Origin of the sequence: Flavobacterium sp. CAU 1735 (assembly GCF_039888695.1) — a bacterium.
Lineage (GTDB): Bacteria > Bacteroidota > Bacteroidia > Flavobacteriales > Flavobacteriaceae > Flavobacterium.
Window position 1 is genome coordinate 217811 of the sequence record NZ_JBDQQQ010000006.1, and the last position, 15172, is coordinate 232982.

The window sequence follows — 15172 nt, forward strand, 5'->3', positions numbered from 1 at the left end:
ACAGCAGCTTTGAAATGAGAAAAAATATTCAACATATAACCTTAGACAATTCCAAAACCCAGGCGGAAACCGTTAATGCGGCAACCTCCATCAACGCCGAAGGAATTGAAATTAAACAAACCTATTCCGAAGCCGATCTTCAGGATCTGGAACATTTACACTTCGGAGCCGGATTTGCACCCAACCTGCGCGGACCGTATGCGACCATGTACGTACGCCGTCCCTGGACGATCCGTCAGTATGCCGGGTTTTCGACCGCTGAAGAAAGTAATGCCTTCTACCGCCGAAACCTTGCCGCCGGACAAAAAGGACTTTCCGTTGCTTTTGACCTGGCCACACACCGCGGTTACGACAGTGATCACGAACGTGTAGTGGGCGACGTTGGAAAAGCCGGTGTAGCAATTGACAGCGTGGAGGATATGAAAATCCTTTTCGATCAGATTCCATTAAATGAAATGTCGGTTTCGATGACGATGAATGGTGCCGTATTACCTATTATGGCCTTTTATATCGTAGCCGCAGAAGAACAGGGGGTCGAAGCAAAACTATTATCCGGAACCATTCAGAACGATATTTTAAAAGAATTCATGGTGCGGAACACCTATATTTATCCGCCAACACCATCGATGAAAATCATAGCCGACATCTTTGACTACACCAGTAAAAAGATGCCGAAATTCAACTCGATTTCCATTTCCGGATACCATATGCAGGAAGCCGGAGCTACAGCCGATATCGAGTTGGCCTATACCCTCGCCGACGGTTTGGAATACATCCGTACCGGATTGGCTGCCGGAATGAAAATTGACGAATTCGCACCGCGATTATCCTTTTTCTGGGCCATCGGAATGAACCATTTTATGGAAATCGCCAAAATGCGGGCCGGACGAATGCTTTGGGCCAAACTCCTAAAACAATTCGATCCGAAAGATGACAAATCCCTTGCCCTGCGAACCCACTGTCAGACTTCCGGATGGAGTTTAACCGAGCAGGATCCGTTTAACAACGTAGCGCGTACGGCGATCGAAGCCGCTGCTGCCGCTTTTGGAGGAACACAATCCCTACACACCAATGCATTGGATGAGGCAATTGCCTTGCCAACCGATTTCTCGGCGCGTATCGCTCGTAATACACAGATTTTCCTTCAGGAAGAAACCAAAATATGCAAAACGGTCGATCCGTGGGCCGGTAGTTATTATGTTGAAAGTCTGACACATGAAATCGCACAAAAAGCGTGGGCATTAATCGAAGAAGTAGAAGAATTGGGCGGTATGACAAAAGCCATCGAAGCCGGAATTCCGAAACTACGTATCGAAGAAGCCGCTGCGCGTAAACAGGCGCGTATCGACAGCGGACAAGACATTATCGTTGGTGTAAACAAATACCGACTTGAAAAAGAGGATCCGTTACATATTTTAGAAGTCGACAACCAGACCGTTCGAAAACAACAGATCGAGCGATTAGATCATATCAAGGCAACCCGTAATACCGAAAAAGTACAGGAATGTTTAGCCAGGCTAACCGAATGTGCCAAAACCGGACAGGGGAACTTATTGGAATTGGCCGTAGATGCTGCGCGAAACAGAGCCACTTTAGGTGAAATAAGCGATGCACTCGAATCGGTTTTCGGAAGATATAAAGCACAAATCAAATCCTTTAGTGGCGTGTACAGTAAAGAAATTAAAAACGACGAAAGTTTTGAAAAAGCCAAGCAATTAGCCGATGCTTTTTCGAAACAGGAAGGGCGTCGTCCGCGTATTATGATCGCCAAAATGGGTCAGGACGGACACGATCGCGGTGCCAAAGTAGTGGCTACCGGATATGCCGATGTTGGTTTTGACGTCGACATCGGGCCTTTATTTCAAACGCCGGCCGAAGCCGCCAAACAGGCTGTCGAAAACGACGTTCATATTTTGGGTGTATCTTCTCTGGCTGCCGGTCATAAAACACTGGTTCCTCAGGTAATTGAAGAGCTTAAAAAATACGGACGGGAAGATATTATGGTGATCGTGGGCGGTGTTATCCCGGCACAGGATTACCAGTATTTATTCGACAGTGGCGCTGTAGCCGTTTTCGGACCCGGAACAAAAATCAGCGAAGCCGCTATTAAGATCCTTGAGATCCTGATAGATGCCTAAATAGACAAAGCCAGCCTTAGGGTTGGCTTTTTTTTTGGTATATTGTAGTTACACCTGACAGGTTTTGGAAACCTGTCAGGTGTGGAAGAAGTTCAATATTAAAATATAACTACCAATAATGCATCACATTTTAATCATACTTTTTTAAAGTAATATTCAAAGTATCACAAACACCTGACAGGTTTTTGAAACCTGTCAGGTGTTGAATAGTATACGCCATGAAAACATTACTTCCACTTGAACACAGCAAATATTACCACATTTACAATCGCGGTATCAATAGTTGCACTTTATTTCGGAAATATGAAAATTATGAATACTTCCTGAAATTATATGCCGATTATATTAATCCGATAGCCGAAACTTTTGCCTGGTGCTTAATGCCGAATCATTTTCATTTTATTGTACGGATTAAAAACACACCCTTAAAACAGGCCACACCGTCACAGGTATTTTCTAATTTCTTTAATGCTTATACCAAAGCGTATAACAAAAGCCAAAACAGACATGGGGCTTTGTTCGAAAGACCTTTTAAAAGAAAAGAAATTCATACAGTCGATTACTTTCTGGATAGTATTGTGTATGTACATAACAATCCCATTCATCATAATTTATGCGAGCATCCGGCTACGTATCTTTGGAGTTCGTACAAAACCATTTTATCCGCTAAAAAAACAAACTAAAACGAGAAATGGTTCTTGAATTTTTCGGAGGAATTGAAAATTTTAAATATATTCATCAATTGAAAAATAAAAATCTCCCGATCGATGGTATTTGGGGGATTAATTCGTAATGTCGCAACACCTGACAGGTTTTGGAAACCTGTCAGGTGTAAAATAACAACAACAATTATGTCAAAACTCCCACATATCGGTACCAGTATTTTTACGGTAATGTCCCAAATGGCCAATGAACATCAGGCTATCAACCTGTCGCAAGGTTTTCCTAATTTCCCGGTTGACGAACGACTAACCGCCATCACCGCTAAACTGGCCTATGAAAATGTACATCAATACACTCCTATGGCCGGTCATAGCGGCTTACTGGACAAAATAACCCGATTGACATTGGCATCCTATAACCGAAACCTCAACCCGGTAACCGATATGGTCGTTACCGCCGGTGCGACCGAAGCTATTTTTGCTACGATTCAGGCATTGGTCAACAAAAATGAAGAAGTGATCATTCTGGATCCCAGTTACGATTGTTATGAAGCACCAATACTCCTAAGCAATGCCCTACCCGTTCGCGTAGCGCTAAACGACGACTATACGCCCAACTGGGAAGCCATCGCGTCCCAAATGAACGCCAAAACCAGAATGTTGATCATCAATAATCCGCACAACCCGACGGGAAAAATCTGGTCGGAAGCCGACTTTATACAGTTGGAAAAACTACTGGATTTATATCCGGATGTTATTTTACTTTCGGATGAGGTTTATGAATACATCACCTACGAACAACATCATATTTCGGTGAATACCCGAATCAAACTCCGCGATAAAAGTGTGATCATTTCTTCATTCGGAAAATCACTGCATATCACCGGCTGGAAAATCGGATATGCTATCGCTCCGGAATACCTGATGCGGGAAATCAAAAAAGTACATCAATTTCTTGTTTTTAGTGTCAATAGTTTGTCACAGGCAGCCATCAGCGAATACCTCGACGTTGTTGATTTTAACGAAATCGCCACAATGTACCGTCAAAAAAGGGATTATTTCCGGGAGTTAATGGCACAAACCCCATTTGAATTATTACCCTGTGAAGGCTCTTATTTTCAGGTGGCTTCGTATGCTTCGTTTTCAAAACAAAGCGATGTCGATTTTAGTAAAGAATTGATCACCCGATACGGTGTGGCCACGATCCCAATTTCAACCTTTTATGCCAACGGAAAAGATCTGAAACTGGTTCGCTTTTGTTTCGCCAAAGACAATAATACGTTGGAACAAGCTACATTACGATTGCAAAAAATAACATTCTAGATCATTTTAACAGATTATTAGTGCTACAATCTTATTAATTCAATAATTTTGAACAAGATTATTTCCCGATGAAAAAGTTTTTGGTAACCCTTTTAATGCTGCTGTACTTAATTCCTGCTGTAGGAGTTAACCTTTCCGCGCATTTTTGTGGCCAGGAACTTGCTTCGATCAATCATACGGTAACCGATGCAGACAAATGTCTTTGCGGTATACAACCGATGAAAAAAAGCTGTTGTGAAGACAAACAACTGCAATTTAAAATGGACGACAATCAGCAGAAAGCCGAATTATTGTCGCCAAAATTCAGTAACCCGTTTCACATTCCGTTTACGATTCCCGTTATACTGGAACTTGCCTTTGCCTGTCAAAGTACCGAAAACCGGAATCATTCTTTCTACAATCCACCGGAACCTTATTATAAGCAGGACATTTACCTGCTGAACAACGTATTGCGAATTTGATTTTTAGAATTTAACCGACAGTACCGGCCATTTGCGCCGGTTGCATGCATTACACCAAATTCATTAATTCAAAAATTTCAATACCATGAAAACGATTCAAAATATATTCCTGGCACTGGTTGCTACGTTCTTTTTTACCGGATGCGACGCTCAAATTAAAAATCCAAAAATCGAAACCATTAAAGTCTACGGTAATTGCGGTATGTGTAAACGTACCATCGAAAAGGCTGCTAACGAAAGAGGCATTGTAAAAGCCAACTGGGATATTGACAGCGATATGCTTACCGTTACGTATGATCAGACAAAAACCAATACCGATGCCATTTTAAAAAAGGTCGCCTATGCCGGATACGACAGCGATAGCTTCCGCGCTCCGGATGAAGCTTATAAAAACCTTCCGGAATGTTGTCAGTACGACCGCCCTGTAAAAACAATCGCAATGTCCGAAAATCATTCCGAACATCAGGGACATGATATGACTGCCGACATGCCACAAAACAATACTATCTTCAGCGCTGTTTATAACCATTATTTTGCGGTTAAAGATGCCCTTATAAAATCCGATGGCAAAACAGCCGCTACACAGGCAGCCGGATTAGTTAAAGCCATTACTGCTGTTCCGATGGACAAATTAAAACCCGCACAACATACGATCTGGATGAAAATTCTAAACGATCTTAAAACAGATGCGGAACACATTTCCGAAACCAACGATGTAAAACACCAGCGGGATCATTTTGCTTCCTTATCTGAAAGCCTGTACACACTGGCAAAATCGGCAACAAACGGAAATGCGATTTACTATCAGAAATGCCCAATGTACAACGACGGAAAAGGTGCTTTTTGGTTAAGTCAGGAAAACACCATCAAAAATCCCTATTACGGTTCGGCTATGTTAACGTGTGGCAGTACGGTTGAAACCTTAAAACCGTAATCCGATGAAAGGCCTGTTATCACTTTTTATAGTACTCTTTACGGTAAATAGTTGGTCGCAAAATATCAAAGAATACGATCTGTATGTTTCCGATACGATCGTAAACTATACCGGTAAAAAAGTAAAGGGAATCGCCATAAACGGTAGTATTCCGGCACCGACCTTACACTTTACCGAAGGCGACACCGCGGTGATCCGCGTACACAACAAAATGCACCATGAAACCTCCATTCACTGGCATGGCTTACTATTGCCTAACGAACAGGACGGCGTTCCGTATCTGACCACGGCTCCGATTAAAGGAATGAGTACGCATACGTATAAATTTCCGATCAAACAAAGCGGAACCTATTGGTACCATTCGCATACCATGTTACAGGAACAGAACGGAATGTATGGCGCTTTTATCATCCACAAAAAAGAAGAAGCACCGATGCCCGAATATACCATGTTGTTAAGTGACTGGACCGATGCCAATCCGCATGAAATTGAACGTTCCCTACACAAAGCAAACGATTGGTACGCCATTAAAAAAGGCGCCACACAAAACTATGCTGAAGCCATAGGAAAAGGACATTTTAAGACCAAACTGACCAATGAATGGAAACGCATGCATGCGATGGATGTAAGTGATGTGTATTACGAACGCTTTTTTGTAAATGGAAAAACCGAAGATCAGGCATCGCAATTTAAACCCGGTGAAAAAGTACGCGTACGTGTGATCAACGGTAGTGCTTCGACCTATTTCTGGATCAATTATGCCGGTGGAAAAATAGACGTGGTCGCCAGCGATGGTATGGATGTACAACCCGTTCCGGTGGATCGTTTTATTGTGGGCGTATCCGAAACCTACGACATTATCGTTACGATTCCCGAAAAAGGCAACGCTTTCGAACTGGTGGCCACTGCCGAAGATCGTACCGGTCAGGCGTCGTTATGGCTGGGAAGTGGTTTAAAGCAATTGCAGCAACCTTTACCGAAATTAAAGTACTTCGAAGGTATGAAAATGATGAACGATATGATGACGGTTGGCGGCAATATGAAAGACATGGGCATGAACATGAGTCTGCAGCAAATGGATATGAACGCGGTAATGTATCCCGAAATAACCGGAAAAGAACAACCTAAAAAGTCCACTGCGATGCCTGATATGTCACAACACGACCACGGGCAACACGGCAACTCCAATCCGGATATTGTCACGCTGAATTATGCCATGCTAAAATCACCGGTCAAAACAAATCTGCCGGATGGTCCGGTTCGCACCCTTCATTTTGAACTTACCGGCAATATGAACCGCTATGTCTGGACCTTAAACAACAAAACCATCTCCGAATCCGATAAAGTGATGATCAAGAAAGGAGAAAACATCCGTATCGTGATCACCAACAATTCGATGATGCGCCATCCGATGCATTTACACGGGCATTTTTTCCGGATTTTAAACGGACAGGGCGATTATGCACCGCTAAAAAACGTACTGGATATCATGCCGATGGAAACCGATACCATCGAATTTCACGCTTCGGAAGAATATGGTGATTGGTATTTCCATTGTCATATTCTGTATCATATGATGGCCGGTATGGGACGCATCTTCACCTATGAAAATTCGCCCCCAAATCCGCAACTACCCGATCCAAAAAAAGCCTTGAAAATGGTTTATAATGACGACCGTCGTTATTATTTTTCTGCGGAAGTCGGCTTGGAAAGCAACGGTAGTGACGGAGAAATGCGACTGGAAAACACCCGTAACTTTTTTGATGTAGAATGGCGTTTAGGGCTGGACAAAAAATCAGGTTATGAAACCGAAGCCCATTTTGGACGATATCTGGACAAAAATCAATATTTATCGGTCTATACCGGATTTGATTTTCGCTATCACAACAGTCTGGAACGAAGTAAAAATCTCTTCGGGCAAATGAGCACGCAAGACCAACGCGCCGTGGCTTGTATTGGAATCATCTACCAACTTCCGTGGCTGGTCAATGCCGATATGCGACTGGATCACGAAGGGAAAGCCCGACTACAGTTTACCCGTAAAGACATCCCGGTAACCGAGCGTATCCGCTTATGGGGATCCTGGAACACCGACTTTGAGTATAGTGTTGGTTCCCGTTATATTTTGACCAAATACTGGTCGTTATCGGCCCATTACGATAGCGATATGGGATTGGGCGGTGGTCTGGTTCTAACGTATTAAAAAAAAGCGGATTGTAAATTGCAATCCGCTTTTTTTAACCAATTGAAATTGTTCTATTGTAGAAAGATTATTACTATGCATGCATAATATTATTTTTTAGTATATTTACCATTACAAAAAACGAACCTTATGAATTTTACAGCAAAAATGCTTCGCGATAATGCACTGGAAGATAAAGTAATTGTCGTTACCGGTGGTGGAAGCGGGCTTGGAAAAGCCATGACCCGATATTTTCTGGAACTGGGCGCTAAAGTAGCCATTACTTCCCGTGATCTGGACAAATTGCAAACTACGGCAGCGGAATTGGAACAGGAAACCGGTGGTAAATGTCTGGCTGTAGCCTGCGATGTACGGCATTATGAGCAGGTAGAAAACATGCTACAGGAGGTTTTAAAAGCATTTGGTAAAGTGGATGTTTTACTCAACAATGCTGCCGGGAATTTTATTTCCCCAACCGAACGCCTTTCGGCCAATGCCTTCGATACGATAATCGATATCGTACTAAAAGGTTCCAAAAACTGCACGCTGGCTTTTGGAAAACATTGGATCGACACCAAACAGACCAATACCAACATTCTGAATATTGTAACCACCTATGCCTGGACCGGATCGGCTTATGTAGTTCCGTCGGCTACGGCCAAAGCCGGTGTATTGGCCATGACACGCAGTCTTGCTGTAGAATGGGCCAAATATGGTATTCGTACCAACGCCATCGCACCGGGACCATTCCCAACCAAGGGCGCTTGGGACCGACTATTACCCGGTGATTTAAAAGACAAATTCGATTTAGCCAAAAAAGTCCCTTTAAAACGCGTCGGTGATCATCAGGAACTGGCCAATCTGGCTGCCTATCTGGTATCTGATTTTTCGGCCTACGTTAACGGTGAAGTGATCACGATTGACGGTGGTGAATGGTTACAAGGAGCAGGACAATTTAACCTGTTGGAAGCGATTCCGAAGGAAATGTGGGACATGCTGGAAGCCATGATCAAGCAAAAAGGCAACAAATAAAAATACATAAAGCCGTTCTCTCAATTGGAACGGCTTTATCATTTATAAAAACTTCCGGTAAATCGCATAGAGAATACTCAAATCATGTTCGGTTAGTTCAGCGGACTCTTCATTTTCCTGAATATAGTGAATTTTAAATGCTTTGATGGCCGCGTCGAGGTTACTCACATCATAACCTATGACCTTCAGTCCAATTTTTGACTCAAAACCGACTGGCGGTGTGACCAATTCGTCCTCTTTATACCAATAACCAAATCCTTTATCGGCGATGCTTTTCCAGGGAAAATGGTGCGGATCCACTTTTCGCGTAGGCGCCAGATCGGCATGTGCAATAAAATTAGCCTGCGGAATATTGTAGGTACTTTTCAGATAATTCAATAACTGAATTAATGTTGCTATTTGTACCTCCGGCCAAGCATCAGTTGTTCCATTGTTATCCAATTCAATCCCAATCGAGGACGAATTTAGGTCAGTATCGTTCCCCCATTTCCCCACTCCGGCATGATCGGCTCTAAAATAGTCATTCGCCATTTGTACGATACTTCCATCCCGCCCAACAATATAATGTGCGCTTACTTCTCGTTTTAAAGACAAAAAAGTCCGGATTGTTTGTGCGACCGAGTCCTGAGCAGTATGATGTAACACCACATAATTCGGTTTTCGGATTCCAAAATTTACGGTACCCACCCACATTTTACGGTCGGTTATATCGACTGCTGTCAACCCTTGATTTTCGGGCGGAACCTGCCTGTAAACACCGGCATATTCTCGGGCCTTTTGTTTATATGACGGGCCATCCACATAGTATTTACTTCCCGAACAGGAAAGCAATACTAATGTAAGCGAAAGGCTTGCTGCCAAAAGTAGCACTCTCATAGGCATCCATTTTTACATTCCTACTCACTAATTTTATCCGGATTCAGAATCCGATCTTACAATTTACAAAAATTCACACAAACAAAACAAATTGTTACAAAAAACAACCATCAATACAAAAACAACAGCGTTAAGTCTCATCAAAATTGTAAAACAAAAATCTAAAAACCGTTCTCTGTAAATGTCAGATAAATACCGTCGAACGAACAACAGCCTCGTCGGGAACTTTATTACATTGTTAACAAATAAGATTTTCATAAACCATAATAAATTGTATTTTTACGGTTCAAAATTTTTAGAGACAGATGGGTAAAATCATTGCTATAGCCAATCAAAAGGGAGGCGTTGGAAAAACTACAACTTCAGTAAATTTAGCTGCCGCATTAGGCGTATTGGAAAAAAAAGTTTTATTGATTGATGCTGATCCACAGGCGAATGCCAGTTCCGGATTAGGTATTGATGTTGAAAGTGTAGAAATAGGAACCTACCAGATATTAGAGCATAGTAATACCCCGGACGAAGCGACTTTGAGTTGTTCGGCACCTAATGTATCCTTAATTCCGGCTCATATTGACCTGGTAGCGATCGAAATTGAGTTAGTCGACAAAGAAAACCGTGAATACATGCTAAAACAAGCTTTGGAAAGCACTAAGGAAAAGTACGACTATATCATTATCGATTGCGCGCCATCTTTAGGTTTACTAACGCTTAATGCTTTAACGGCTGCTGATTCGGTAGTCATTCCGATCCAGTGCGAATATTTTGCATTAGAAGGTTTGGGGAAATTGCTGAATACGATTAAAAGTGTTCAGAAAATTCATAACCCGCAACTGGATATCGAAGGATTGTTATTAACGATGTACGATTCCCGTTTGCGTCTTTCCAATCAGGTTGTAGAAGAAGTACAAAAACATTTTAACGATATGGTATTCGAAACGGTTATCCAGCGTAATGTTAAGTTAAGTGAGGCGCCGAGTTTCGGGGAAAGCATCATTAACTACGACGCGACCAGTAAAGGAGCAACCAACTATATCCATTTAGCAGAAGAAATAATCAAAAAAAACAGTAACTAGTTTTTATGACAAAAGCAATAAAAAAACAAGCATTAGGAAGAGGCTTATCCGCATTATTAAAAGACCCGGAAAACGATATTAAATCCGTGGAAGACAAAAATGCCGATAAGGTTGTTGGGAATATTATTGAGCTTGAAATAGATGCTATTGAAATAAACCCATTCCAGCCGCGTACCAATTTCAATGAAGAATCGCTACAGGAATTGGCCACTTCCATCCGTGAGTTAGGGGTGATCCAGCCGATTACGGTTCGAAAAATGGAATTCAACAAATACCAGCTGATTTCCGGGGAGCGTCGTTTGCGTGCCTCCAAATTAGTTGGATTAACAGCAATACCGGCTTATATTCGTTTGGCAAACGATAACGATTCACTGGTGATGGCTTTGGTAGAAAACATCCAGCGTCATGACTTAGATCCGATCGAGATTGCCTTATCGTACCAACGTCTGATCGACGAAATCCAGTTAACACAGGAACAGATGAGTGACCGTGTGGGTAAAAAACGATCAACGATTGCCAACTACCTGCGTTTGTTAAAACTGGATCCGATTATTCAAACGGGAATTCGCGACGGTTTTATCACAATGGGACACGGACGTGCGATCATCAATGTAGAAGATCTGGACGTTCAAACCGACATTTATCAGAAAATCGTAAGTCAGAACCTATCGGTACGGGAAACGGAAGCCCTGGTAAAAGCCTATCACGAAAGCTTAAAACCAGCTCCGGCAAAAGCACCAAAAGGAAGTACTTTTGCAGTAGCAGAAGAAAATAAAAAGGCCATTACCGAATTTTTCGGAGCCAAAGTGGATGTAAAGGTAGCCGGAAACGGTAAAGGAAAAATCACCATACCTTTTCATTCCGAAGAAGATTTTAAACGAATTATTAAGCTAATAGAAGGTTAGTGAGTCGCTTTTCCTCCATACTGATTCTGACCTTACTTTTAATCGGTCCGTTTGTTTTTTCGCAAAATAAAAAAGACGACGCACTATTAAAAGTAAAAGATACGGTCAAAGCTGTTCGCATCAATCCCCTTGCTCCATCGAAAGCCGCTTTTTATTCGGCCGTAGTACCGGGATTGGGTCAGATTTACAATAAAAAATACTGGAAGGTTCCCTTAGTTTATATCGGACTGGGAACCGGTTTGTATTTCTACAACAGTAATAACAACAAATACCACGACTTTCGTAACGAATACAAAAAACGTCTGAACGGTACGGCCGATCCGAATGATCCTTATTTTGGCGGACTGGATAACAACCGACTGATTGAAGCGCAAAAGTTCTATCAACGAAATCGGGATCTTTCCATTCTGGTAACGGTTGGTATTTATATCCTGAATATTGTGGATGCCAACGTAGACGCGCACTTAATGCAATTTAACGTAAACGACAACCTGTCGATCCGTCCCGATATTTATCAGAATAATCTAGACTACAAACAAAATCTTGGACTAACGTTAAATTATCATTTTTAAAGCATACAGATCAATGAAAATAGCACTTTTGGGATATGGCAAAATGGGAAAAGTGATCGAACGCATCGCATTGGAACGCGGACATGAAATTGTGCTCCGAAAAACCAGTAGCGATAACTATGACGGTCTTGAAAACGCCGATGTTGCCATTGATTTTAGCGTGCCGACAAGTGCTGTACGTAACATTTCCACTTGTTTTGATACTAATATACCGGTAGTATCCGGAACCACGGGATGGCTGGAACAGTATGATGCCGTAGTTGAAGAATGTCGTAAAAAAGACGGCACATTCCTATACGGATCCAATTTCAGCTTGGGCGTAAACCTGTTCTTTGAACTCAACAATTACCTGGCTAAAATGATGGCCAACCTAAAGGAGTATAACGTAACGATGGAAGAAATCCACCATACACAAAAACTGGATGCTCCAAGCGGAACAGCTATTTCATTGGCAAAAGGAATCATTGAAAATTCGGCTTATACGGATTGGACAATGGAAACTGCAAAAGCCAATGAAATACATATCGAGGCCAAACGCATCGAAAATGTACCCGGTACGCATACCGTTACCTATAACTCTGAAGTCGATTTTATCGAAATCAAACACGTGGCCCATAACCGCGAAGGATTTGCTTTAGGCGCAGTAGTTGCCGCTGAGTGGATCGCTGGTAAAAAAGGGATTTACACGATGAAAGACGTATTAAACCTGATTTAATAATATAAAAAAACAAATATGACACTAATCCAATGGTTTATATTTTTCCTTGTAATACAAATCGTCCATTACGTAGGAACCTGGAAATTATATGAAAAAGCCGGACGTAAATCCTGGGAAGCTGCAATTCCGGTTTACAACGCTATCGTGCTGATGAAAATCATCGATCGTCCGCGCTGGTGGACAGTCCTTCTTTTTATTCCGATTGTCAACCTGATTATGTTCCCGGTTATCTGGGTGGAAATCTTACGCAGCTTTGGAAAAAAATCAACTGCCGATACCATTTTAGGTGTCGTAACTCTAGGTTTATATATTTATTATATTAACTATACACAGGACGTAACCTACATCCCAAATAAAAACGAGGTAAAAACAGACAACACCTTAAGTTCGTTGTTATTTGCCGTTGTCGTGGCCACATTAGTCCACACCTATGTGATGCAACCGTATACGATTCCTTCCTCTTCATTGGAGAAATCACTATTAATCGGCGACTTCCTTTTTGTGAGTAAATTCCATTACGGAGCACGTACACCACAAACGGCGGTATCTTTACCAATGGTTCACGACTCTATCCCATTTTTTGGAACCAAATCCTATTTAAACTGGCCACAGATTCCTACATTCCGTCTTCCGGGTATTCAGAAGATCGAGCGCAACGATATCGTAGTATTTAACTGGCCGGTAGATACCGTTAAAACCATGTTTGGTGATCATTCCGGAGAGTACACCTATAAACCGGTAGATAAGAAAACCAACTATGTAAAACGTTGTGTAGGTATTCCGGGTGACAGTCTTTCGATTAAAGACGGTGTAGTTATGATCAACAACAAACCATTGGCGTTACACGATCGTCAGAAATTACAGTTTTCATATGATGTGGTAACCGATGGTAATCGTTTCGACTATAATTACCTGATACACGATTTAAAATTAAACCCTAATGAAATTGGTGCGATATCTGACAATCAATTTATATTCCAGTGTCTTACCGATGAAACAGCCAACCGTTTACGCAACAATCCAATCGTAAAATCGGTTACTAAAAAACTGACAAAAGAAGGCGAAGCCGATATTTTCACAGGACATCAAAATTGGAACCGCGATAACTTTGGTCCGATTTATATCCCGGGTAAAGGACAAACGGTAGTTTTAAATACCCAATCGCTTCCGTATTACAAACAAATCATTACCGAATACGAAAATAACGATTTACACGTAACCGGTGACGAAATCCGTATCAATGGAAAAGTAGTCAACTCCTATACCTTTCAACAGGATTATTACTGGATGATGGGAGACAACCGTCACAACTCACAGGATAGCCGTTATTGGGGTTATGTACCGTTTGAAAACGTGGTTGGAAAACCGGTATTTATCTGGATGAGTTTAGACCAAAATGTACCTTGGGCTAAAGCCATCGACAAGATCCGTTGGGAGCGTTTGTTCACCACAGTGGGTGGAAGCGGCGAACCAGTATCGTATTTCAAATACTTTGTTATCGTATTGGCAGCCTGGTTCGGATATGATTTCTACAGAAAAAGAAAAGCAAAAAGAAATTCGTAATTCAAAATCGCGATAAAACGGTTTACCCAGTAAACCACCCGAAATGAGAAGTAAGATTAAGCCGGTTAGCGATAACCACTGATCTTTACTTCTCTTTCTTCATAAAAAACAAGCCTATGGACATTTTACTACATCCGACCTACTTTCCTTCTATCAGTCATTTTGCAGCTATGGCAAAAGCGGAAACGATTACTTTTGAAGTAGAAGACAATTTCCAGAAACAGACCAACCGTAACCGAATGTATATCTACAGTCCAAACGGAATACAACTGTTAAACATACCGCTAAAACACACAATAGAACCGCATCAGAAGTTTAAAGATATCAAAATTGAAAATGCCTTTAACTGGCAGAAACAGCACTTTAAATCGCTTGAAGCCGCTTATAGAACCTCACCTTTCTTTGAATATTTTGAAGATGACATCCGTCCGGTTTTTGAAAAGCAACATACGTTTATGATGGATCTTAATTTTCAGATCATGGAAATCGTAACAGACTGTTTGGGAATGGATTTTAAATATGCTAAAACGGAAGAATATTTCCACGAAGTAACCGACAAAACGGATTTTAGAAGTTTGGTTAACGGAAAAAAAGACACGACCGTTTTCGAACCCTACACACAGGTTTTTGAAGAAAAACACGGTTTTATAAACAACCTTAGCATCCTCGACCTGTTATTTAACGAAGGGCGTTATGCTATGGAATACCTCAAAAATCAGTCGCTTTAAAGGCG

Annotated in this window: 14 protein-coding genes; 13 read left to right on the forward strand and 1 reads right to left on the reverse strand. The window is 41.7% G+C overall.

Features of this window, described 5'->3' with window-relative positions; translation table 11 throughout:
- Nucleotides 1-14: 14 nt before the first annotated feature.
- The 7 genes from scpA (at nucleotide 15) to AAFN64_RS14280 (ending at nucleotide 8732) form a co-directional block, all read left to right on the forward strand.
- The gene (gene scpA, locus AAFN64_RS14250) at nucleotides 15-2138 is read left to right on the forward strand and encodes a methylmalonyl-CoA mutase (protein WP_300488341.1); all 2124 of its coding nucleotides are present in this window, start codon (nucleotides 15-17) and stop codon (nucleotides 2136-2138) included.
- A 218-nt stretch (nucleotides 2139-2356) separates the two neighbouring features.
- Nucleotides 2357-2821, forward strand: coding sequence for a hypothetical protein (locus AAFN64_RS14255; protein ID WP_347760937.1), 465 nt, complete (start codon nucleotides 2357-2359; stop codon nucleotides 2819-2821).
- A gap of 168 nt (nucleotides 2822-2989) precedes the next feature.
- Nucleotides 2990-4123 carry a methionine aminotransferase gene (locus tag AAFN64_RS14260; protein WP_347760939.1) on the forward strand — a complete coding sequence of 378 codons (1134 nt, stop codon included), beginning with the start codon at nucleotides 2990-2992 and terminating at the stop codon, nucleotides 4121-4123.
- A 68-nt stretch (nucleotides 4124-4191) separates the two neighbouring features.
- Nucleotides 4192-4584, forward strand: coding sequence for a hypothetical protein (locus AAFN64_RS14265; RefSeq protein ID WP_347760940.1), 393 nt, complete (start codon nucleotides 4192-4194; stop codon nucleotides 4582-4584).
- A gap of 85 nt (nucleotides 4585-4669) precedes the next feature.
- The gene (locus tag AAFN64_RS14270) at nucleotides 4670-5518 is read left to right on the forward strand and encodes a DUF3347 domain-containing protein (protein ID WP_347760941.1); all 849 of its coding nucleotides are present in this window, start codon (nucleotides 4670-4672) and stop codon (nucleotides 5516-5518) included.
- Between the two features lie 4 nt (nucleotides 5519-5522).
- The gene (locus tag AAFN64_RS14275) at nucleotides 5523-7721 is read left to right on the forward strand and encodes a multicopper oxidase domain-containing protein (protein WP_347760942.1); all 2199 of its coding nucleotides are present in this window, start codon (nucleotides 5523-5525) and stop codon (nucleotides 7719-7721) included.
- Nucleotides 7722-7850: 129 nt separating this feature from the next.
- Nucleotides 7851-8732: an SDR family oxidoreductase gene (locus AAFN64_RS14280; protein WP_347760943.1), complete on the forward strand. Its 882-nt coding sequence runs from the start codon at nucleotides 7851-7853 to the stop codon at nucleotides 8730-8732.
- A 42-nt stretch (nucleotides 8733-8774) separates the two neighbouring features.
- Here the strand turns inward: AAFN64_RS14280 and AAFN64_RS14285 are convergent, their stop codons facing one another.
- A complete protein-coding gene (locus AAFN64_RS14285) occupies nucleotides 8775-9608 on the reverse strand; it encodes an N-acetylmuramoyl-L-alanine amidase (RefSeq protein WP_347760944.1) in 834 nt (277 codons plus the stop codon).
- A 305-nt stretch (nucleotides 9609-9913) separates the two neighbouring features.
- Here AAFN64_RS14285 and AAFN64_RS14290 point away from each other — a divergent pair, with 305 nt between their 5' ends.
- The 6 genes from AAFN64_RS14290 to AAFN64_RS14315 all read left to right on the forward strand — a co-directional run bounded on the left by AAFN64_RS14290 (nucleotide 9914) and on the right by AAFN64_RS14315 (nucleotide 15167).
- Nucleotides 9914-10681: an AAA family ATPase gene (locus AAFN64_RS14290; protein ID WP_300488307.1), complete on the forward strand. Its 768-nt coding sequence runs from the start codon at nucleotides 9914-9916 to the stop codon at nucleotides 10679-10681.
- Nucleotides 10682-10686: 5 nt separating this feature from the next.
- Nucleotides 10687-11586, forward strand: a complete 900-nt coding sequence (locus AAFN64_RS14295) for a ParB/RepB/Spo0J family partition protein (protein WP_300488306.1) — start codon at nucleotides 10687-10689, stop codon at nucleotides 11584-11586.
- Nucleotides 11586-12158, forward strand: coding sequence for a DUF5683 domain-containing protein (locus tag AAFN64_RS14300; protein ID WP_300488304.1), 573 nt, complete (start codon nucleotides 11586-11588; stop codon nucleotides 12156-12158). The genes AAFN64_RS14295 and AAFN64_RS14300 overlap by 1 nt, the downstream gene beginning before the upstream one ends.
- Nucleotides 12159-12171: 13 nt before the next feature.
- Entirely contained in the window at nucleotides 12172-12873 is a 702-nt protein-coding gene (gene dapB / locus AAFN64_RS14305) for a 4-hydroxy-tetrahydrodipicolinate reductase (protein WP_347760946.1), read from the forward strand.
- An 18-nt stretch (nucleotides 12874-12891) separates the two neighbouring features.
- Nucleotides 12892-14439, forward strand: coding sequence for a signal peptidase I (gene lepB / locus AAFN64_RS14310; RefSeq protein ID WP_347760947.1), 1548 nt, complete (start codon nucleotides 12892-12894; stop codon nucleotides 14437-14439).
- A gap of 116 nt (nucleotides 14440-14555) precedes the next feature.
- A complete protein-coding gene (locus AAFN64_RS14315; RefSeq protein ID WP_347760948.1) occupies nucleotides 14556-15167 on the forward strand; it encodes a WbqC family protein in 612 nt (203 codons plus the stop codon).
- Nucleotides 15168-15172: the final 5 nt, after the last annotated feature.